This is a genomic window from Vibrio sp. STUT-A16 (genome assembly GCF_026000495.1).
Lineage (GTDB): Bacteria > Pseudomonadota > Gammaproteobacteria > Enterobacterales > Vibrionaceae > Vibrio > Vibrio diabolicus.
This window is the reverse complement of record NZ_AP026766.1, coordinates 492280-512881: the sequence shown is the minus strand read 5'-3', so window position 1 is coordinate 512881 and position 20602 is coordinate 492280. Positions and strand designations below refer to the sequence as shown.

21 protein-coding genes and 1 riboswitch are annotated in these 20602 nt (G+C 44.6%); of the genes, 3 read left to right on the top strand and 18 right to left on the bottom strand.

What is annotated here, in order from left to right; translation table 11 throughout:
- Window positions 1-104 precede the first annotated feature (104 nt).
- The 3 genes from OO778_RS18840 to OO778_RS18830 all read right to left on the bottom strand — a co-directional run bounded on the left by OO778_RS18840 (window position 105) and on the right by OO778_RS18830 (window position 2624).
- The gene (locus tag OO778_RS18840; RefSeq protein ID WP_256936429.1) at window positions 105-1400 is read right to left on the bottom strand and encodes an ATP-binding protein; all 1296 of its coding nucleotides are present in this window, start codon (window positions 1398-1400) and stop codon (window positions 105-107) included.
- Entirely contained in the window at window positions 1400-2113 is a 714-nt protein-coding gene (locus OO778_RS18835) for a response regulator (RefSeq protein ID WP_104970528.1), read from the bottom strand. The genes OO778_RS18840 and OO778_RS18835 overlap by 1 nt, the downstream gene beginning before the upstream one ends.
- A gap of 214 nt (window positions 2114-2327) precedes the next feature.
- Window positions 2328-2624 (bottom strand): isoamylase early set domain-containing protein, encoded by a 297-nt coding sequence (locus OO778_RS18830; protein ID WP_264912438.1) that lies wholly within the window; start codon window positions 2622-2624, stop codon window positions 2328-2330.
- Between the two features lie 284 nt (window positions 2625-2908).
- On the opposite strand from OO778_RS18830, the gene OO778_RS18825 reads away from it, so the two are divergent.
- Together OO778_RS18825 and OO778_RS18820 are read left to right on the top strand one after the other, a co-directional pair.
- Window positions 2909-3289 carry a hypothetical protein gene (locus OO778_RS18825; RefSeq protein WP_031780538.1) on the top strand — a complete coding sequence of 127 codons (381 nt, stop codon included), beginning with the start codon at window positions 2909-2911 and terminating at the stop codon, window positions 3287-3289.
- Window positions 3290-3373: 84 nt separating this feature from the next.
- Window positions 3374-3973 (top strand): thiol:disulfide interchange protein DsbA/DsbL, encoded by a 600-nt coding sequence (locus tag OO778_RS18820; RefSeq protein WP_005396351.1) that lies wholly within the window; start codon window positions 3374-3376, stop codon window positions 3971-3973.
- 70 nt (window positions 3974-4043) lie between these two features.
- Here the strand turns inward: OO778_RS18820 and OO778_RS18815 are convergent, their stop codons facing one another.
- From OO778_RS18815 to OO778_RS18750, 14 genes are all read right to left on the bottom strand, one after another.
- Window positions 4044-4289, bottom strand: a complete 246-nt coding sequence (locus tag OO778_RS18815; RefSeq protein ID WP_005373664.1) for a hypothetical protein — start codon at window positions 4287-4289, stop codon at window positions 4044-4046.
- Between the two features lie 152 nt (window positions 4290-4441).
- Window positions 4442-4885: a DUF3429 domain-containing protein gene (locus OO778_RS18810; RefSeq protein ID WP_005396352.1), complete on the bottom strand. Its 444-nt coding sequence runs from the start codon at window positions 4883-4885 to the stop codon at window positions 4442-4444.
- 10 nt (window positions 4886-4895) lie between these two features.
- Window positions 4896-5441 carry a glutathione peroxidase gene (locus OO778_RS18805; RefSeq protein ID WP_005396353.1) on the bottom strand — a complete coding sequence of 182 codons (546 nt, stop codon included), beginning with the start codon at window positions 5439-5441 and terminating at the stop codon, window positions 4896-4898.
- A gap of 104 nt (window positions 5442-5545) precedes the next feature.
- Window positions 5546-6202, bottom strand: coding sequence for a 3,4-dihydroxy-2-butanone-4-phosphate synthase (gene ribB, locus OO778_RS18800; RefSeq protein WP_043046034.1), 657 nt, complete (start codon window positions 6200-6202; stop codon window positions 5546-5548).
- A 113-nt stretch (window positions 6203-6315) separates the two neighbouring features.
- Window positions 6316-6456, bottom strand: a riboswitch (FMN riboswitch).
- Window positions 6457-6560: 104 nt separating this feature from the next.
- A complete protein-coding gene (locus OO778_RS18795; protein ID WP_264912436.1) occupies window positions 6561-7178 on the bottom strand; it encodes a triacylglycerol lipase in 618 nt (205 codons plus the stop codon).
- A gap of 117 nt (window positions 7179-7295) precedes the next feature.
- Window positions 7296-9149 carry an MFS transporter gene (locus OO778_RS18790; RefSeq protein ID WP_264912434.1) on the bottom strand — a complete coding sequence of 618 codons (1854 nt, stop codon included), beginning with the start codon at window positions 9147-9149 and terminating at the stop codon, window positions 7296-7298.
- A 146-nt stretch (window positions 9150-9295) separates the two neighbouring features.
- A complete protein-coding gene (locus OO778_RS18785) occupies window positions 9296-10054 on the bottom strand; it encodes a helix-turn-helix transcriptional regulator (protein ID WP_104970533.1) in 759 nt (252 codons plus the stop codon).
- Window positions 10055-10693, bottom strand: coding sequence for an HD domain-containing protein (locus OO778_RS18780; RefSeq protein ID WP_046875861.1), 639 nt, complete (start codon window positions 10691-10693; stop codon window positions 10055-10057).
- Between the two features lie 248 nt (window positions 10694-10941).
- Window positions 10942-12219, bottom strand: a complete 1278-nt coding sequence (locus tag OO778_RS18775) for a cytosine deaminase (RefSeq protein WP_104970534.1) — start codon at window positions 12217-12219, stop codon at window positions 10942-10944.
- Between the two features lie 9 nt (window positions 12220-12228).
- Window positions 12229-13467, bottom strand: coding sequence for a cytosine permease (gene codB, locus OO778_RS18770; protein ID WP_104970535.1), 1239 nt, complete (start codon window positions 13465-13467; stop codon window positions 12229-12231).
- Window positions 13468-14278: 811 nt separating this feature from the next.
- Window positions 14279-15625 (bottom strand): magnesium transporter, encoded by a 1347-nt coding sequence (locus tag OO778_RS18765; protein WP_005396363.1) that lies wholly within the window; start codon window positions 15623-15625, stop codon window positions 14279-14281.
- 112 nt (window positions 15626-15737) lie between these two features.
- The gene (locus OO778_RS18760) at window positions 15738-17060 is read right to left on the bottom strand and encodes an AarF/ABC1/UbiB kinase family protein (RefSeq protein WP_258615282.1); all 1323 of its coding nucleotides are present in this window, start codon (window positions 17058-17060) and stop codon (window positions 15738-15740) included.
- Between the two features lie 101 nt (window positions 17061-17161).
- Window positions 17162-18385, bottom strand: coding sequence for a biotin/lipoyl-binding protein (locus tag OO778_RS18755; protein WP_104970538.1), 1224 nt, complete (start codon window positions 18383-18385; stop codon window positions 17162-17164).
- Entirely contained in the window at window positions 18385-18711 is a 327-nt protein-coding gene (locus tag OO778_RS18750) for an MFS transporter (protein WP_104970539.1), read from the bottom strand. The genes OO778_RS18755 and OO778_RS18750 overlap by 1 nt, the downstream gene beginning before the upstream one ends.
- 107 nt (window positions 18712-18818) lie before the next feature.
- On the opposite strand from OO778_RS18750, the gene OO778_RS18745 reads away from it, so the two are divergent.
- Complete coding sequence (locus tag OO778_RS18745) at window positions 18819-19820, top strand: AraC family transcriptional regulator (protein ID WP_006741180.1); 1002 nt, start codon at window positions 18819-18821, stop codon at window positions 19818-19820.
- Between the two features lie 90 nt (window positions 19821-19910).
- Here OO778_RS18745 and OO778_RS18740 read toward each other — a convergent pair whose 3' ends face one another.
- Window positions 19911-20600 carry a hypothetical protein gene (locus OO778_RS18740; protein ID WP_256894333.1) on the bottom strand — a complete coding sequence of 230 codons (690 nt, stop codon included), beginning with the start codon at window positions 20598-20600 and terminating at the stop codon, window positions 19911-19913.
- Between the last annotated feature and the right edge of the window lie 2 nt (window positions 20601-20602).

The window sequence follows — 20602 nt, the reverse complement described above, 5'->3', positions numbered from 1 at the left end:
TTGTTCTGTGAATTTATGGATTAAATGTACACTGTTTTATTGTTGAGCTCTGTCGCTGGAGTGTATTGAAGTGTCGTCTTCTGTAAAGGAGGAAAGACGTTAACTTAACTGTCTGATTTTGGAAGACGAAGTGTGAAGCAAGCACCACCAAGTGGGCTATGAGAAATCGAAACCTCACCATGTTGAAGTTCCATTATCTGCCTGACGATCGCCAAACCGAGCCCAAATCCACTCGTGTTTTTGTTTCGGGATTCATCCGCGCTATAAAATGCTTCAAAAAGGTGAGGCCAATGCTGCTCTTCTATGCCTATACCATCATCATGTACATGGATTAAACAGCTTTGCTGATCACTTTTTATCTCAACCATAATTTGAGTATTTGCGTATCGCATTGCATTGCGTAGCAGATTATCCAAGGCACGTTTTAGCAGTTTTGGATCGGCGAATGCGCGCGCGTTTTCAGAGTTTGTTTCATTGAGTGAGATAGATAATTTGGTCTCTTTTTGCCATCTCTGTTTTAACTCATTAACTAACTTGGCGAGCGCTACGTTTTCTGTTTGTAACGCCGTATCTGGGCGTTCCATTTTGGCGTAATAAAGCAGCTCTTCAACCATGTCTTCCATCTCGTCAATGTCCTCGACGATACTACGTACATGCTTTTTCTGTTGTTCGGTTAATGTAGAGTCCGATAACAAGTCAGCTTGCCACTGTAAACGAAAAATAGGAGTGCGTAATTCATGCGCAACTGCATTGGTCAGCATTTTATTGCTAGTGATCAGGCGAGAAACTTTGTCAGCCATCGTATTAAAGCTTTTGTTCAGCGTTCCAACCGACTTAGCGCTTGAGGTGCTTGCTCGTGCTTTGAAGTTGCCTGAAGCAAACTCTACCGTGACTCTTTCTAACTCACGAATTCGACGGCTCAAAAACCAGATCAGCAGTATGCAATACAGAGCAAATCCGGCTAAACAGAATAACCATACAATGTTGTCATCAAAGTTAATCGCCTGAATAACTGAGCTATCCGGATCATCGATCATTTTGAAAATAGGGGTGTGCGCATCTAGGCGGAACCATATATCCCTTTCTTCGTCGTAAGCCACGTTAACAGAGGTGTCACTTTCAAATGCTTTTCTGATGTCCTCTGGAAGTTCTTCGAGCGTGTGAGGAATCAACAAGCGATGGCTGGACGTGGCAAATTGCTCAAGCTGTTGTTGAGTGTATTCTAGTCCGTGCTCTTCGTAGATAGGGTAGATAAGATCGTGGAAAGCTTGACCTTCTTGCTCTTGTAGCAGGTAATCGTAATCTGTGTTGATCTCATAGACCAAGAATTCGTAACCCCACAAACTCACCATAAATAGAATGATAAGACCGACAAAGCTTTCCAGATAAATCCGTCTCATTATTCATTCCATGCGTCAGGCATAAATAGGTAGCCTTTGCCGCGAACCGTAATAATTTTTTGTGGAGAGCAAGAGGCATCGCCTAATTTTTTTCTCAATGTCACAATACGGTTGTCAATGGTGCGATCTGTACCGTCGTACTCAATACCACGTAGTGTTTTCGTTAACCACTCACGTGAGAGTGTTTTTTCTGCGTGTGTTGCGAGAACCCATAATAAATCGAACTCACCGTCAGTCAGCGCAATTTCTTCCTGGTTCATGACGCATGATTTACGTAATCGGTTTAAACACAGCACTCCAACTTGTAGACCGTTTTCGGACTCGGTAGAGGCTGCCTCTTTTCTTCTCAATAGCATGCGAATGCGCGCCAGCAGCACGCGAGGTTTGATTGGCTTGGTAACAAAGTCATCGGCGCCAATTTCTAATGCGGCGACGTGATCAAAGTCGTCATCACTCGCTGTCAGCATCAACACTTTGCCTTTGTAGCATTCACGGATTTGACGACATACGCTCAGGCCGTCTTGTCCAGGTAGCATCAAATCTAACAAAACCACGTCTGGCTGTGTGTCAATAATCGCTTCGGGTGCGTCTGTCCCGTTGTCGATACATTTGACCTGGAAACCTTGTTCAACAAAATACTCTCCCAGCATAGCTTGTAATTTGGGATCGTCTTCCACGATGATTAAAGATGGTTTGACTTGTTGTGCGTTCATTTGAGTGATGTATACAATATTTAATATCACTGGAACTTAAACAAATTTACGAATTATTTCAAATAAAGCTTTCTCAGAATAAGGTTATCGGATGAGTTGATTCGATAAATACCCCAAGTAATGATTCAAACTTAATCATTAATCACATTATGAAGAGGCTAAAAAAGGCGCAACTGCTGCGCCTTAATATGGAATATTAGAGTGAACTTACGTTTTATTCGGTGGTGCACACGACGCTGTTGTCGCTGCCAAAAGCATTGGGAACATAAGCGTCGGCTTGAGGATCGTTTTCCCACTTTGCATCATTGAGCAAGTAGCGGAACTGAACATTCTGCTCTTTAGGTAAGCGCGTTTTAAATTTAAATTGACGGCTTTTCTTCACTAATTTCATCGGTTCTGGCTGCCAGTTGTTAAAATCCCCAGCAATATGGATGGAGTCCCACTGGTCTTTATCTAGCTCGAACGTGACTTCAACTTCATCTCTTGTCTTAAAGAATCTCTTTTTAAGCATTGATCTTTCCTTGTTCGTACAAAAACTGCTCTAACTATTACTCGTGTTTCATAACGATTTCAAGTTTTATCGAATTGTCGCTGGTATCAGGTGAAGAACTATCTAAATGATGAATAGCTTAATCGCTATGAGTTCTTGTGAGAGGGGAGCGGTATTGAGAAGCCTCAAGGATATGGAACCATTAACGTACCAAGTTTTTAGGCGAGGCGGAACTCAGAGTCCGTATCTTGAAGTCAAACCGTTATCATGTATTATCTTAAATCACCATTTTTGTTGATGTAGCTATGTTGAAGTTTAACCGTACATTGTTGACCGCGATAGTTTGTTTAGCCGCTATGCTTTTGAGCAGTGTCGCTCCTATGGCGAAGGCTTCAGCCCCGGTGAAAACAATTGAAGTACGCGATATTATTGTTCAACAGGCTGCTCTGCACAAACAACTTGGCGTCAATGACGACTGCGTAGAATCACATCACGATGAGTCAACTATCAATAAGGTGCAACAGTCTCACACGAGTTGTAGCTCTTCCTGTATGGTCAAAATTCCCGCCAACTTATCTCAAAACGACTTACTGCTTCTTCCTTACAGCCTTGCATTGATTGATAGGCCTTTAGTCGAAAAAGTAGTGACAGTAATCACCAAGCTTTATCGTCCTCCGATTGTTTAATTCCTCATCTCAAATTACTTGGGGTTTCCCCCCTTTTTACCAAATGAAATGATTTGGCATTTGAATGCCACAAGGAAATAAACAATGAAAAAACTACTTGCCTTATGTAGCGCACTTTTACTGACTTTTACCGCTCATGCAGCGCAATTTGAAGAAGGGAAGCACTACAAAGTTCTGGATGTTAAGAAAGCATCGAAACCTGTTGTGACGGAATTCTTTTCTTTTTATTGCCCACATTGCTACAAGTTCGAGTCGCTTATTGAGCGTTTAAAACCTGCTCTGCCAAAAGAGGCAAAGTTTGAAAAGGTACATGTGGGGTTCATGGGCGGAGATATGGCGATTCCGATGGCCAAGTCCTACGCGACGATGGTGTCGCTCGGGGTTGAAGATACAATGATTCCTGCCATGTTTGCCCAAATTCATCAAAAGCGACAAGCGCCAAAAGATGAAGCTGAGCTGAAACAGCTCTTCGTTGATAATGGCGTAGAAGGTAAGAAGTTTGATGCCGCTTACAATAGCTTTGCCGTAAACTCAATGCAGAAAGGCTTTGACAAACAATTTGCAGCCAGCACGTTAAGAGGGGTTCCAGGTGTGGTTGTGAATAATAAATACATTGTTTTGGCCAACGAAATTCGTACTTACGACGAGTACAATCAATTAGTTAATTACTTATTGACGCTGTAACTATAAATAGCATTGATGCTTAAAAATGGCGACGGTAGAGTCGCCATTTTTTATGCTTATCACTTTCGCATTATCTAAGAACGCTTGTGCATGCTTGAGTCGGAACACTAGTCATAAATATGGCATGCGGATAAAACAAGCTAGCTGCAGTGATTGCGACATTACATGGCTGAGCAATCGTGGTTTTAATCACATTGGTAAGCACGGCACCTGTATTGTTTACTGTTTGAGCGGCGGCTTGTTGTGCCTGGTAAGACACGCAACCTGTCGTTGCATTGATCATCGCTGTGCTAAACAAAAGTTTGCGAAAAAACATATTCATATCCTTTGTGAATGCTTTGAAATACTTATATGTGGATTGATTCATAAATGAAACAAAACAGTGTTCAAAATATGTGTGCATTCACGAAATGAACATTGTTTTATAAAAAGACGTTTTTTTGTGATCTTAGCACTGGACAGACCAGGCTATGAAACTAAAGCCAATCCGTGCATCACGATTACGCCGAAGGTCAGTTTGCTCCTCATTCCTTGATATCCCTTGGGCTCGGCGTCTTGTTCGACTTTCCTCACGAGTTTTTCTGCATACCAAACAGCAAGATACCCAATTGCTAAGAGTAGGGTAGCGACCGCGTAATGTTTGTGGCCCTGCAGTAATGCGCCCCAAGCCAGTAAGACAAAAAGGTTGCTGAGAATTAATATATTTCGGCTAAGGCGGTGGTAGTAATGCTCAATGCCATTACCCCAAAGGATGCCGGATAAAAAACTTAATATAACGGCGCTATATGCGATGAAAAATTGCTGACCACTTAAATTGAAGAGTGAGATGTCAGTGAAAATCAGCCCTAAGCTAAACACAAATGGAACCAAGCCTAAGTAACCGAGTTGTAGCATGGTTGAGCGTGTTGTCATGGTCGTCACCTTACAATTGTTGCTCTATCATATTGGTAAGCGTAGTACTTGTCGGTGAAGTGGAGCTTGGAAAAGTAGCAATAACTTTGCCTTCGGAGCTAATTAGAAACTTATAGAAGTTCCATTTTGGTTTGATGCCAGCTTGGTTAGTAATCTCGCTGAATACGGGGTTTGCATCTACGCCTAATACTGAGGAGCGAGCCATCATTGGAAAGGTGACCCCGTAATCGAGATAACAGACTTTCGCTGTGTTTGTTTCGCTTCCTCTGTCCTGTCGGAAGTCATTGCTCGGGAAACCAATGACGGTGAAGTTTTGCTCTTTGTAAGTTTGATAGAGGGTTTCTAACTGTTCGAACTGAGGAGTGAAGCCGCACTGGCTTGCTGTATTGACGACCAGAAGCGTCTTTCCCTTAAAGCTTTCGCATAGGTCGACTTCTTCTGTTGAATTTAACAGCCTTTGTTTACCTTGAAGAATATCAGGGCACTCAGATGCGAGAGCAAGCGAACTCATGGAGATAAAGCCAACGAGAGCGACGAGTTTCAGTAATCCTTTCATGGTGTTGTTCCCCTTGTTTTCAATAAGTATAACTACTCAAGTGCAAAGAGGATCGATCAAAAAAGCCGCACAAATGCGCGGCTTCTTTCAGAGCTGGGATTTAATTATGCCAGTTTTAACTCGAACTGGTTGCGGTACATCACCATGTCTTCAATCGTCAGCACTGGCATGTTGTGCAGGCGACCAAACGCAACGATCTCTGGTGCTTTTGCCATCGTGCCATCTGGGTTGGTCACTTCACATAGTACGCCAGCGGGTTGAAGCCCTGCCATTTGCATCAGGTCAATCGTACCTTCTGTGTGACCACGGCGAGTCATTACACCGCCTGGACGTGCGCGCAGAGGGAATACGTGACCCGGACGAGCAAGATCTTCAGGTTTCGCATGCGGGTTTGCCGCCGTTTTAATGGTCGTCACTCGGTCTGCTGCTGAAACACCCGTTGTTACACCCACTTTCGCTTCAATAGAAACCGTAAATGCGGTTTGGTTTGCGCTGTTGTTGTTTACCACCATTGGAGGCAGTTCCAGTTTGTCCGCTTGAGCATCTGTTAAGCACAAACAAACGATGCCGCTACATTCGCGGATCATCAACGCCATTTGCTCGTTGGTGAGGTGCTCGACTGAATAAATGATATCGCCTTCGTTTTCGCGATCTTCATCATCAAGAAGTAGTACGCCACGGCCTTCTTTTAAAGCGATAAGTGCGTTTTCAACGCGAGTGATTGGGTTGCCGAATTCGGCAAGTAGTGATGACTGATTCATGGTTAACTCCTAAATTTCACCAGAATCAGGGCGGTATGAGAGATCGTCGTAAAATACGATCAAAAAGAAGTGCACCAGTATTCAACGCGATCTTATTCGCGATACTGGTGTATTCTTATTCTCTTTCATCCGGACTATAACCGTCGGCTCTGGCATCTCACCAGATCTGCTGACCTCGACGAATCGAGCGCTCGCGGGCTCACTTGAAAAAGTATACCGCCGGTGGGGAATTTCGCCCCGCCCTGAGAACAATTAAAAATGTGCCACTTCATTCAAGTTGTGAGGAAGTGGAGCTAGGATAGTACTGCGAACTGAATAGCTTGGAAAGTCGATTCCATCTGTATGATGGAAAAGTGTGCTATCGACGGAAATAATCTGTGCGAATAAAGTGATCAATCTGCTGCGGCACGAAGGTGTTGTAAATCAGGCTCGTATGCGTTTGCTTCACTTCGATATGATCTTGCATACCGTCCAGTCTTGTCTCTTCTACGGTAACCGTACCGTCCGACATGGTGTTGTCATTACGGATCAACAATGGGCGAGCACCAATCGGCATCGTTCCTGCGATACTGCCGAGTTTTTGCGGAAAAGCCCACGCGTCATCATGTTTGTTTAATCCGTGGTGTGGCGAGTTTCCTAAAATGGCACCCAACCCGAGATCTTGAATCCGACCTACTATGGACGCGCCTTTAAGAGGCGAACCGATAGCGACAACATGAGAGATTAAGCTAGTGCTCGGTTTTCTGTTGGCGAGATAGCGCTTAATCATCAAGCCTCCCAAGCTGTGCCCCACGAGCACGTTTGTGGTCAGTGGATTAAGCGAATGATCAATAGAATCAAACAGTGAAGACTCATCGATAGCAACAGTGTTATAGCTGAGTACTTGCGTTTCGTATCCGAGTTTTCTCAGCTTTTGGCTAAGAGGCTGCATGACCAGCCCATGCATATAAAGACCATGTAAGATGATGATTTTCATAATACCTCCTAGATTTATGACGTTGTAGATATCCTACTCTAATTAACAAAGAACTACTTGCCCTTTGTGGTGCATATTTACGTTTTGCTGCAAAGTTTGATCGGTATAGCAAGCGTATCAGCCCAGTAAATCCTGTACTTGTTGTTGCAATTGATGACGATTTAAAGAAGCTGGGCTTAACACTTCACCAATAACAACGTCCACTTTTGACCAAAAACGAGTCGGTCGTTTTGTGAGAGCATGTCCGCCTTTGTGGCTGAAAAAAGAACCCCAAAGCCCTTTTAGTGCCATAGGGATGACAGGAACAGGATTACGTTCAAGGATTTTTTCCACACCAGGGCGAAACTCACCCAATTGACCGTTAGACGTTAAGCGACCTTCAGGGAAGATACAGACAACTGCACCGTCGTTAAGCGCTTGTTCAATCTGTTCAAATGCTCGTCGGTAAGTGTCGGCACACTTACGTGGAGAACAGATCGGGATAACACCGGCATGACGGAATACATATTTAAGAACAGGTAGCTCGCTGATGGATTTGTCCATCACAAAACGAACCGGGCGAGTAGAGGTTCCCATCAAAATCAACGCATCGACATAGCTAACATGGTTAGCCACGATTAACGCAGCACCTTGTTCAGGAATATGTTGGCGCCCCTTTACTGACACACGATACATACAGTGGCTGAGTAAATAACTGATAAAGCGTTGTGTAAATTCCGGTACTTGACGATAGACATAGATTGCCACGAAGAAGTTACCTATTGCCATCATGGCAAACAGTTCCACAATAGAAAGCTCTAGTGCGCTGAGTACAACGATCGAAACCAAAGCAGACACCACCATAAACAACGCATTCATGATGTTATTAGCAGCAATGGCACGTGCACATTCACCTTTGTTTGAACGCGATTGGATGAACGCATAAAGAGGAACAATAAAGACACCGCCGCTTACACCAACAAGGAATAGGTCAATCATGACGCGCAGATGTTTGGATTCGGCAACGAAGTTTTGCACATCATAAAAGTGCACCGGAAGTGATGGATAACTTGGGACTGCCCATAGCAAGTCGACGCCAAAGACTGTCAGACCAAGGATACCGAATGGCAAAATACCAAGCTCAACGTGGTTGAAAGAGAGCTTTTCACACAACCAAGAGCCTGTAGCGATACCAATGGAAAACAATGCCAACAGTAAAGAAACGACAGTGCTGTCTGCAAACAAATGTTCACGCGCAAAGTTAGGGAATTGAGTCAGGTAAGTCGCACCCATGAACCAAAACCAACTGATGGCTAGAATAGACATCCAAATGCCTCTCTGTTTTTTTGCCACTTTTAACGTGTTCTTTAAACCAGAAATCGGTTCAAATTTCGCTTTGTCATTCGATTGGCTAGGCATCGTTGGAATATTCACACTGCTCATAAAACCAAGCAAAGACAAGGCAATCACGACACAAGAAGCAATCAAGGTACCATTAGGAATGGCTAACAGCAGGCCTGCGCTAAGCGTACCTATAAGAATCGAAAGGAACGTGCCCATTTCAACCCAAGCATTTCCTTTAACAAGCTCATTTGGTTTGAGTGCTTGTGGTAGCAAGGCGTATTTTACGGGACCAAAATAGGCCGATTGAGTGCCTGTCATAAACAGCAGAACCAGCATCAGCATAGCACTTTGGGTCGCAATAGCGGTTGCTGCGCAAGACATGATAGCCAGCTCGATGAGCTTTAGACGTCGTATTAATTTGGCTTTGTCCATGCTGTCAGCGACGGCACCAGCATGCGTTGAGAATAGAAAGAAAGGTAGGATGAATAAGCCTGCCGCCAAATTAACGAATAGATTGACGGATATTGGTAGGTTATCAATTTGGCTGTATGTCACCATCAATAACAGAACGTTTTTGTAGATGTTGTCATTGAGTGCGCCAAGGCATTGCGTCACAAAGTAAGGAAAAAAGCGTTTTGAGAAAAACATACGGGCCCCGATTAAACAAAGTTGAATGAGATGGGAGCACTTTATGCTCAATGAACGATTAAACCAGCTTTCTCTTTCAAGTGACGTTGTATGCCACCAAAAGTAACGAAATTCGTTACTTCTATTTCCATTTGTTTATTGAGTTACTAATTTCGAGACTTCTGAGTGGGTTTTCTTTCCCATGGTTCAAACAGAGGGAACGCCCAACGACGCATCGCAATAACCAGAGAGGTGCCGTGTTTTTCGTCCATATCGAGAGGGCTATCACTTTGGCAAGCCTGATAAAACTCATCGATGACCTTTTGCAGTTTCTGTTGCAGCTTCTTGTTGGTTGGTACGCTCATCAATCCTGTTGCCATGGACAACTTTTCATCTTCACCGGAAAAGTAGCTTTGGAAAAAGGCATCTTGAACTTGCTGTTGGAAGAAACGTTGAATAGGGCCTCCCATCTGCCACTTAAATGTCGGAGATATACGCAAACGAATTTTGTTATTTGGCTGCAAGTCGATGATGTTCAGACGATCCAACTGAGCCAGCTTTTGCACCAGTTCCAACTCATTGAAGGTGTATTGCTGAACGATTTGTTCAAACTGATAACCATTTACAACACAGATCGCCACGAGTAGCAGGGCTTTATCGTCAACCAACTGCTTTTCTTGCTCTAACGTTAGCGACTCTAGACCTTTATTGTGCGCAGCCGCGAGCTTAAACAGTTCCGCCATTTCTAAACCAATCAATTGGCAAATTCGCTCTAAGCGCTCAAGGCTAATGTGTTGACCTTCAGCGAGTAACCGTTTGACGCTGCCTTCACTTAAATCAAGGTGTTGTGCAACATCGATATAATGCAGCCCAGCTAACTTTAGCTGGCGTTTAAGCTCTTTAATTAACGTATGGCTTTCAGACATTTACGCTGTCACCTCGTCGTGTAATTGCTCTATATACGCTTGCATAAAGGCTTTGCGTTTTTGCGCTTCGCGTCTTGCTGACTCTGTGTTCATGGTTTCGGCGATTTTGAATAACTTGGTCTGGAAGTGATCCAGAGTGAATTGTTTGTCGTCGAGTTCTCGCTGTTGAGCAAAGATGTCTTTGTCATCGTAAAGTTGCGCATCAAACTCAGTGCTCACTTGTATACAGCGAGTAATGCCAATTGCGCCTAAAGCGTCCAGACGGTCGGCATCTTGAACGACTTTTGCCTCCAATGTGTTGGGTCTGATATTAGCGCTAAAGCTGTGTGCTTCTATCGCATGGGCAATGGCATCATGGTATTGCTGCGGATAATCGATACTTTCTAAAAACGCGACCGCTTTTTTGGCTGCAATGATTGAGCTCTGCTTGCGGTTTGGATGATCTTTCGGATAGGTAAAACAATCATGTAAATAGGCGGCGGGAAGCACAATAGATAAGTCGGCGCCTTCTTCTACAGCCAGTTTTTTTGCAGTGTTTACGACCCGTTGAACATGGCTTATGTCGTGCGCCGCATCGACTTGCATCTCTTGCTGCATAAATTCCAAAAATTGCGATTCTATCTGGCTTAATAAGGTCATGAGTTATATCTACAACTAAAGTGAAGGCAGAAGTATGCCGAACGCAGAGAGGAATTTCCAAGTTCAATAGTGTAATTGAGATTTAGCCATCAGAACCTTATGCAACGTTTGGTACTGAGCCGTTTTATATGACCTTTCAATGTGTTCAGCGGTTTATGAGATAAGAATAGACAGAGCGAGCAGTGATGTTTACCAGTAGAAAAAAGGCCTGACGATGTCGTCAGGCCTTTTTCGTTTCGCCGATCTTTTTAGCGTTTGAACGTTACTTGCTCTGCTTGTTCAAGATGAATATGAGTTGTCGCAGGCTGTGTTTCTGCAATCACTTTACCGTGACGAACAGAGTAGCGAACCGGCACTTGGCGACGTACTGCGTCAAAACCATTTTCTGCGGGAAGAATCAGTAAACTACCTGGTTTGCCTTCTTCAATGCCGTGCTTGTCTTGAATGTTCAGTGTACGTGCTGAATTGGTGCTGATCAGATCCAGTGAGTTGTTGATTTGGTCGTAACCCATCACCTGACAGACGTGCAGACCCATATGCAGCACTTGCAGCATGTTTGCTGTACCAAGTGGATACCATGGGTCGAATACGTCATCGTGTCCAAAGCAGACGTTGATGTTGGCATTCAGCATCTCTTTTACTCGTGTTACGCCACGACGTTTCGGATAATCATCAAAACGGCCTTGTAAGTGAATGTTCACCAGAGGGTTTGCCACGAAATTGATACCGGACATGCGTAATAAACGGAACAGGCGAGATGCGTATGCGCCGTTGTAGGAACCCATCGCTGTTGTGTGACTAGCCGTGACTTTACTTCCCATATCGAACTTGTGCGCTAATGCTGCCAGCGTTTCAACAAAGCGAGATTGCTCGTCATCGATTTCATCACAATGCACGTCGATCAGGCGGTCGTATTTTTGCGCTAATTCGAACACGTAGTGCAGCGATTCAATGCCATATTCGCGTGTGAATTCAAAGTGTGGAATCGCGCCAATAACGTCTGCACCTAATTTGACGGCTTCTTCTAGCAGCTCTTTGCCATTTGGGTAAGAGAGAATTCCTTCCTGCGGGAAGGCGACGATTTGGATATCTACCCATTCTTTCATCTCTTCACGTACTTCTACCATCGCTTTTAGGGCAATTAGGGTAGGGTCTGAAACATCGACGTGGGTACGAACGTGTTGTACGCCGTTTGCTATCTGCCATTTTAAGGTTTGTTTTGCGCGCGCTTTCACGTCTTCAATCGACAGCATTTCTTTGCGCTCAGCCCAACGTTCAATCCCCTCAAACAATGTGCCAGAGCTGTTCCAGCTTGGCTCGCCTGCGGTTTGAGTTGTATCTAAGTGAATGTGTGGCTCGCAGAAAGGCGCAACCGCCATACCGCCTTCAGCATCGATGATGTCACCGTTATGACTAAGCTCCACATCGTTGCTTTCAATGCGCTTGAATTGACCATCTTCAATCAAAATTTGCTGCAGACCTTCTTGTCCTTTTAGCGTTACGTTTTTGATCAGTAGTGTTGTCATGATGGTTCCTTACGCTGGCTGTGTAGCCAGTGCTTTTTTGTTAAGAATAGGATTAAGAATCAGGAAGCTAATTGCGCCGCCAAGTACAGCGTTAATCGGCACTACGCCAGGCAGGAAGTGTCCCGCACCAACGCCAATCACGACAGCGATAATGCCAGCCCAGTTAACGTTTTGGAATTGGGCGGCTTCAAAGTTTGCGTAGCGTTTACGGTTCGTGAAGAAGTCAGCGATGATCACGCCGCCAATCGGTGGAATTGCCAAAGATAAGAAGGTCAGCCAGCCAACAAAGTTATTGTAGAGCCAGAGAGCGCAAAGTGTGCCAACAAGACCGTTCGCCATTGAGATGTATTTACTTGGTAAGCCTGTGATGTTGGAAAATCCAAGACCCGATGCGTAGAGCGCGTTGTCGTTGGTCGTCCAGATGTTCAAGCCAAGAACGATGATAGCTGGAATAAGAAGACCTTGCGCAATCATCACTTCAGAGATGTCTGATTGACCCGTCACCGACGCACCTGCCGCGCCAAAGATAAACATTAACGAGTTACCGATGAAAAATGCCACCATGGTGATCATCACGGCGCTGCGCGGCTTTTTACCAAAGCGTACGAAATCCGCCGTTAATGTACCAGCACTGACAAAAGAGCCGACAACCATCGCGAGAGCTATTGAAAAATCGAGTGGCTCGGTTGGTTGAACCTGTTGTAGTTCGCTTATACCGCCAACGCTCTTTACTGCCTCGATGACAGAGTAGCCGCCAAGTAGCGCAATCGCGGGAACGGCGATTGCTGACAACACCATCAGTGCTGAGATGCCAAAGTAAACGGTCGCGGTCATGAGCAAACCGGATACAAGGATCAAAGTATTGGTATCGATGCCCGTTGCTTTATGCACCGGAATCGCAAACATCGCGACACCAACTCCAAACCACCCAACTTGAGTACCGCCAAGAAGAGCGGAAGGAAGCCAAGAGCCTTTAGAACCAAAAGAGAAACGAGCAAGAAGGTGAGTAGAGAGACCAGTAGAAGCGCCGATGTAACCGAGGAAAGAAGTGTAAATACCGAGGATTAGGTTACCGATGAGAACAGCGAGGAAAAAATCATTAAAGGAGAGCCCAGTACCGAGAGAACCCCCTGTCCACATACTTGCGGAGAAAAAAGTGAGTCCTAACATCACCATGGTTAGTGATGCCAAGCCTTTTCTGGCCGTGTTGGGAACTGGTCCAAGACTGTAGTTATTGTCTCCAGCCATTATTACCTCCGCACATTGAAATATTAATTATAGCACCTGGTTTTCAGGTAAACGGCGCGTATTATCGTGATGTAAATTTAATAGTCAATGATAAAATTGCAATTTAAACGTTTGCTTGATTTTTGGTGTCTGTTTTTTATTTTAATAACAATGGCTTGGTTTTTAATTTCTAAAAGTGAAAAGTTTATTTTTACGTATTTTCTATGATTTATAGACAGGTTTTCTATGTGAAATGAATGTTTTGAATTGCTATTTGTTTTTATGGATTAAATTTATCTATAACTCTGGATTGTTCAGTCGATTTCTATGAAAAGAAAACGATTTCATGGTGAGGTTTTTGGTTTGGACGTTATTTGTTCTTTTTTTGGGGTGTGTTTTCTTGGTTTTATTTTATGTAGGTGATTTGTTTTTGTTGAAACTGGCATTTCTAATGGTTTAGTGGGCGAATATTTGAATTTTATAAACAGTAAACAATCTGTTGTGGGCAAGAAAAGTACAACCGAGCTCGGTCAGAGGATAAGAGAGCAAGAGCAATAGCCACATAAAAAAATAGCCAACCGCAAAGAGTGCGATTGGCTTATATACATGTGAACAAAATCAAGTTCACTAACAACGTCAGTTGGCTAGGTGACCCTCGGCTTAAGAAGGGTCGATTTATATAATGCAGTTACTGTGCCAACTTTAATATGCCCTAAAATACGTAGTTTCTGTGACATGCGTTGCTTAAAGTTTGAGTTTGTTTGCAATTTGCAACTGCGTTATGCAATTTGACTCTATTATGCTAATGATTGATTAATAAACAGTGGACTTTTTAGAGCATGACTAAACTCGCCGTCCCTAAAAAGGCGAAAAAACCAACTACATCTGTCACTGTTGTTAGAATCACCGAGCCAGCCAAAGCCGGGTCCAATTTAAACTTATCCAAAATAATGGGTATCAACACACCAAATAAAGCAGCGGTAATAATGTTGACGATAATGGCCAGCGCGATGGTTCCGCCTAAAACTGGTGATTGGAACCACAATCCGGCTAACCCGCCGATGATTAGCGCCCAAGCAATGCCGTTCAGTGAGCCTATGCCCAACTCATTTTTTAAGAATTTGAATCGGTTACCTGGGGTAATCTGATTAAGCGCCATCGCACGAACCATTAGAGTCAGCGTTTGGCTGCCTGCAATGCCACCCATCGATGCAACAATTGGCATTAGTACGGCCAAAGCCACCACTTGAGCAATCACGTCTTCAAATAGCCCGATAGTGACAGACGCTAAAATTGCAGTCAGCAAATTGATGCCCAGCCACACGCCGCGTTTTTGCGAGCTTTTTAATACTGGCGCAAACAAGTCATCGCCTTCATCCATACCAGTACCGGCCATTAAGCGCGCTTCGTAGATTTCACGTTGCGTACTTAATGCAAATTGCCAATCGACTTCACCAATCAGAGTTTGGTCTGCATCGGTCACAGGCAGAGCGGGCAGTGTGCTGTGCTCTAATGCTTCTACCGCTTCGGGAAGCATCATCTTACTGTCTAGCACCGTCACCGCTTCAATAACGAGTGTTTTCAAGCGAGTATCAGGATCACTACGTAAAATTTCGTAGTAATTGACAGTCCCTCGATACTGTTTATTACGGTTGATCAGGTAGACCTGTTGAGGTGTGTCGTAGCTATAGCGCTCCATTAACTGCTTAGCCGTTCCAATCGTAATATTAAAGGGCAGGGTGATGATTTTACGCTCAGCCCAGTGGCCGAGTTCTTCATCTTCATATTCGTTTGCCTGATCGTAAAGCTCTAACTCATCTTTTTCGATTAACGCGAGCGCTTCGTTGATGATCGACTCAGGCAACGAATCCGCCCATTCGATCAGCGATAAGTTATCAAGTTTAGCGAGGGTGAGTTTTAGCTCGACTTCAGATAATGCATTGATGATAGAAAAACGTACGTCGGCACGCATTTCCGTTAACACGTCGATATGCAGTTCTAGTGGCAAAGCTCGCCACAAGCGAACACGATCATCGATTGGAAAGGCTTCCAGAATTAGGGCGACTGCGCCAGGTTCGAGACCCGCTTCAATAGATTCATTGAGCGTTGCGACTTGATCCGCTTCTTCGGCTTGGCCAATTTGCTGGATTAGAGTGGAGAGATCTTGAAACTTGCTCACCGAGTACCCCGATAGTTAATTCGTTTTATGGAAGTATGGCATGTTATTGAGATGCACAACTATGCATCTTAACCTTGCTCAAGGTACTTGAAAGTAACAGAAAAACAATAGGCTATTCGCTGTTGATGGTGAGATATGGCTGTACCAATTGGCGAATGTTCACTTTTGCGCCAATACGGGCTGCCAGCAAGTACATTCCGCCGATTTTTCTGTGTAAAAATAGGGCATCTGCTGGTGGAGTATGCCAGTATTCTTGCTCCATGCTTAGAATGGTGCCAGCCTCGCGAAGCTTTTGTGCTAAGCCGCTGGCTTTGAAATCATAGGGCTCATCGACCAACATAGGTTCACATGCCATTTTTACTAAATCGAGAATCGCTTGGCGCTGGTCAGGTAGGATGGTTTGGCTGAAGAAGCCTATTTGTTCAAGCGCATCATTCAAGCCTTGTTCGTCATTGTTAACGACAGATGCAAAAGCTTGGCGATAACCAGTGCTGAACCGCTCGCTGTACTCGCGAGTGGCCCCGAAATCTAGCAAGCCGATTTGACGAGTGTTTTCGATATATAAGTAGTTGGCGAAGTTTGGGTCGGTTTGTACCATCTTAAATTCGAACAGCTCCCTGAACAGTAATTCGAGTAGGCTGTGCATGACAAAATCCCGTGTACTCTGATCATAATGTTCGATTTTCTCAATCGGGCTACCATCAATGAATTCCATCGCGAGAACGGAGTCTGAGCAACTTTCAGTATGAATCTTCGGCACGACAAAATGAGGGTGCTCCTTCAAAGCGTCATGATAACGAATGGCAAATTGCGCCTCTCGTGCGTAATCGGCTTCATCATGTAGCTGCTTTTTCGCTTCTTCGAGCAATCCTTTGTAGTCGACAGACTCGGGAATCAACCCAACGACCTTGAGTAGTGTACCGACATTATCGACGTCGCTATCAATACTTTTCCGTATGCCCGGATATTGCACTTTGACGGCTAGGTTATCGCCCGCATCGCTGTAGGCTTGGTGCACTTGTCCTATTGATGCACTGGCGATTGGTTTGAAGTTAAATGATAGAAACTCAGCTTTCCAATTCGTTCCAAGCGAACTTTCCATTACTGCGTTGAGTTGTTTTGCAGGCATTGGGTCTGCGTTGGAGCGAAGGCGGGAGAGAATATCGGCAAGTTCAGGTTCTAAAACATCACCAGCATCCATTGAGAGCATTTGACCAAGCTTCATTGCAGCGCCACGTAGGTGAGCAAGTTGGTCGGTTAAACGCGCGATGTTTTGCGGCGTCAGCAATAGGTCTTTCGCTTTTGGTTTGTTGCCTTTGGCTATCTGCTTCGTGCCTTCTGCAATCACATTGCCTGCGACACGGGTAGCAAGTGAGGCGAATTTGCTGAATCTTGAGATGCGATGGGTAGGTAGGCTTCTTTCCTTTGCCGACATGAATCTTCTCCGCTATTTACTAACTAATTGTTATACGGGAAAAGGATATGTTTGGATACAAATGAAAAGAAAACCGCCAGCGTAACTGGCGGTTTGCGAGTTTAGATAGAGTAGAAGAAGTACAGTTGAGACTTCATTCGGATGATGATCCCGCGAATCACATCTAAGAAGGCCATGAAGCCTATCGGTTTTTCACCGCTGACCCATGCGAGGCCAACAGAGCCAACAGGGATGTCGTAGCCTTCTGGCTCATCAATCTTAAGACGAACAAAGTGGTGTTTGTTCTGTAAGTTCTTTCCAGTGGTGACACGTACGGAATCATCGAAACCCAGTAGATTACCTTGTGACTCACCTGTTGCTTCAACAATGCCTTCGACGGCCGCTGAGAAGATCTTACCTGGGTAAACGGACGAAGAGAATTCCGCTGGCTGACCCGGTTTGATGTTACGAATCGCCTGATGGTTGACCCGCATCAGCACATACTTCTCGTTAGTGTACATGTTGATACGCGGCATCATCGATACACGCTGACCTTCACGCAGGATAAAGTTGGTGACAAAGCCATCTGTTGGGGCATGAACTTTGGTGCTGTTCAAATCCCATTGCGCTTTTGCAATTTGCTCTTCAGCTTGGCGCAGTTCGGCTTGTTTGGTTTCAACTGCGAGCTCTGCTTTATGAATCGCCAGTTTTGCACGTGAGATATCGACTTGTTTCTTCTTAATTTGAGACTCAAGGGTTAACACGTTGTGACGTGCCATATCAACCGCACTCGATTGTTTGTCGATGTCGCTTTCCGTGATGGTGTTTTGCACCACTCGGTTTTGCTCAACATAACGATCTAGCATTTTTTTCTGCAATTTGTAGTCAACTTTGGCCGCTTCCAACTGGCTCTTGGATGTTTCTAGATCTTGCACTAGCGCTTCGTGGTTAGCTTCTTCAATCTCAATGTCGCCTTTTGCCGTAGCTAATGCAACGCGAGCAGAATCAGCGGATACGTTCGCTTGATTTAATGCGATTTTGTATTGCGTTGGGTCAAGTTCATAAATGAGCTGACCTTCTCTAACTTTCTGATTCGGCCTAATGTAAATGTGGTCAACTTTACCCTTCACATTGGTTGAATCTGGACGCAATTGGATGTGTGGTGACTGCACGACAGAACCACCGGATAAATCCATCGGGGTGAAGTTAATCAAACCTACCCATACGAACATCAGCCAACTCAAACCGCCAAGATAAGCGAACGATTTGGTTGCTTTGTTCCAAGGCATGCCAACCAAACGCAGCAGATAGATGAAGAGAGCCCATACCGCTAAACCTTCTAACATTACGCGTCCTCTTTTGGCTGTGTTTCTGTTTGCGGTTTACTTCTCCATGTATCACGCAGATTGATGATGGCTTTTTCCATATCAACGAATGCAAAGATAACAGCTAGCACCCAAACCCAGTGCCAGACAAACCCTATCCAGGTGAGCGCAGTGATGAGCCCTATCTGATGATGGTCTTTGCTGTGCGCCTTATTAATTGGCAATTCATGGATTTTCCAAAAGCCGTAACACGCGCCCGCGACACTCGCGATTAAAACGACAGCAGCGACAACATGTAACGCTGTATCTGCACCAGTTCCGACAAATGGGACACTCAGTAAACTCATTAAACACTCCTCTATCAAACGGTTGGCGTATTGTGATCTGGATTTGATTTAGGTCTTTCTTTGTGACAGATTCAATCAATAGAGGATTAAATTTGATGTGATTGGTAATGAAGACGGTTCGATTTATTCGCGCGATGGGCATTCTAAACATGCATAACCTTGCGTTATCTAAATACAATTTGGGCTCGGATGAACTGGGGATTCCGTCGTCGGTATTTCACAACCCAATGACACTGATCCCGCTAAAAGCCGTCGCAGAATGGTATCGTTGTGTTGAACAAGCCAGTAGTGATCCAGATGTGGTGTTGAGTCTCAGCCGAGGTATTGAACTGCAAAAGCTTGGACCTGTGGGACGCTGGCTATTTTCTGGGAATGATTTAGCCAGCGCGATTCGACGCGTTAATTATGGTGCGAGTAACTTACAATCTGGGGCGTTTTTTGCTGGCGAACAGTCGGGTAAAATCATCAAATGGACTTACCACAATCCGTTTATAGAAACGTCAGTAAAGGTGCACGATAGTATCCGCTGTGCGGTATTTATGATTAAAGTGCTACGCGAATTTCTTGGTAAAGACTATCAGCCTTTGCGCGTGAAGGTTTCAGGGTCGAGAAAAAATACTGAACCATACCGAGAATATTTCGGCTGCGAGGTGGAATGGAGTCAGCCAAAAACAGAAATATGGATCCCGGGAGATGACCGATTAGCTTCCCGCCAAGTGAGCCATCGCGAAGACAGCCGTCTAGCTATGAGTTTTTCCGATTTGGATGATTTGCTTAATATGCCCGACCCAGAAGATGAGTTGAAAGTGATTTATGAAGTGGTGAACTACAGCAGCCATTATGGATTGCCAACGTTAGAGCGCGTTTCTTCTCTGCTTGATTTATCTGAACAGCAGTTTCAACGTCGTTTGCACAAATTAGGCCTCAACTTCTCGATGGTATCCGGCTATGTATTGAGTAATGTTGCGGCTGGATTATTGAGTAAGCGCGTGAGTATTGATGACATAGCTATGCGCCTTGGTTACACCAATGTGGCGAGCTTCAATCGTATGTTTAAGAAGCATCGTGGATTAACACCCAAGCAGTATGCGGGAAGATTAGAAAAGTAATGCTTCACTTGTCTTTATGAAAACAAGCAATAAAAGCCCTCAAGGTAGAGGGCTTTATTATTTTTTGTGTGGTGTTGTTTAATGTAATGGCTATTTCTTAGGGCGCCAGCTTAGTGCACTTGCAACAGCGCCGATGGCAATCACATCCTTTTTTTGTTCACTAAGTTCTGGGAGCATCTGTACCGCAATGGTACCGTTCGTCTGTACAGCGGCAATTTCTTGTGTGCCTTCCTTAAAGCTATAACCCAATGGAATGTCTACCGCCATCATGGCGTCGGGACTAGTATGTACGGTTTCTACATTAAAGTGGGTGCTGCCAATACGCACTACGCCAATCTCTTTTTTCTCAAAGCTGATGTCGATGAGAGCGGATTTTGGCTCCATAGCAAATTCTCCCACTTTGACGCCATCTTGGGTGATATCACAGGTGTAAGGATCATTCCCACCAAAATCGACGCCCATGTAGTTAACCGACATACCGCCCCCAGTGCAGTTCAAAAGCCAAGTTTCCCCGTTGTCGATACGAGTCACTTCTGCGCCCATCGCACCTTCTTTGAAAGATATATGGTTAAACCAACTTGAGTTAGAAGCACTGCGTGAATAGTTGCCTTTGTACTTACCAGCAAAATCAAAATGACCATCTGCACCGAATCCCCAAAAATCTCCGTCGGTTTTGATCAGCATTTCTGGTTGTGCTTTTACGGCGTCAGTACGATCCATGACGGCTAGGCCACCACAACCTACAAGGAGTAGGGGAGCGAATAGAGTAAGTTTCTTCATGT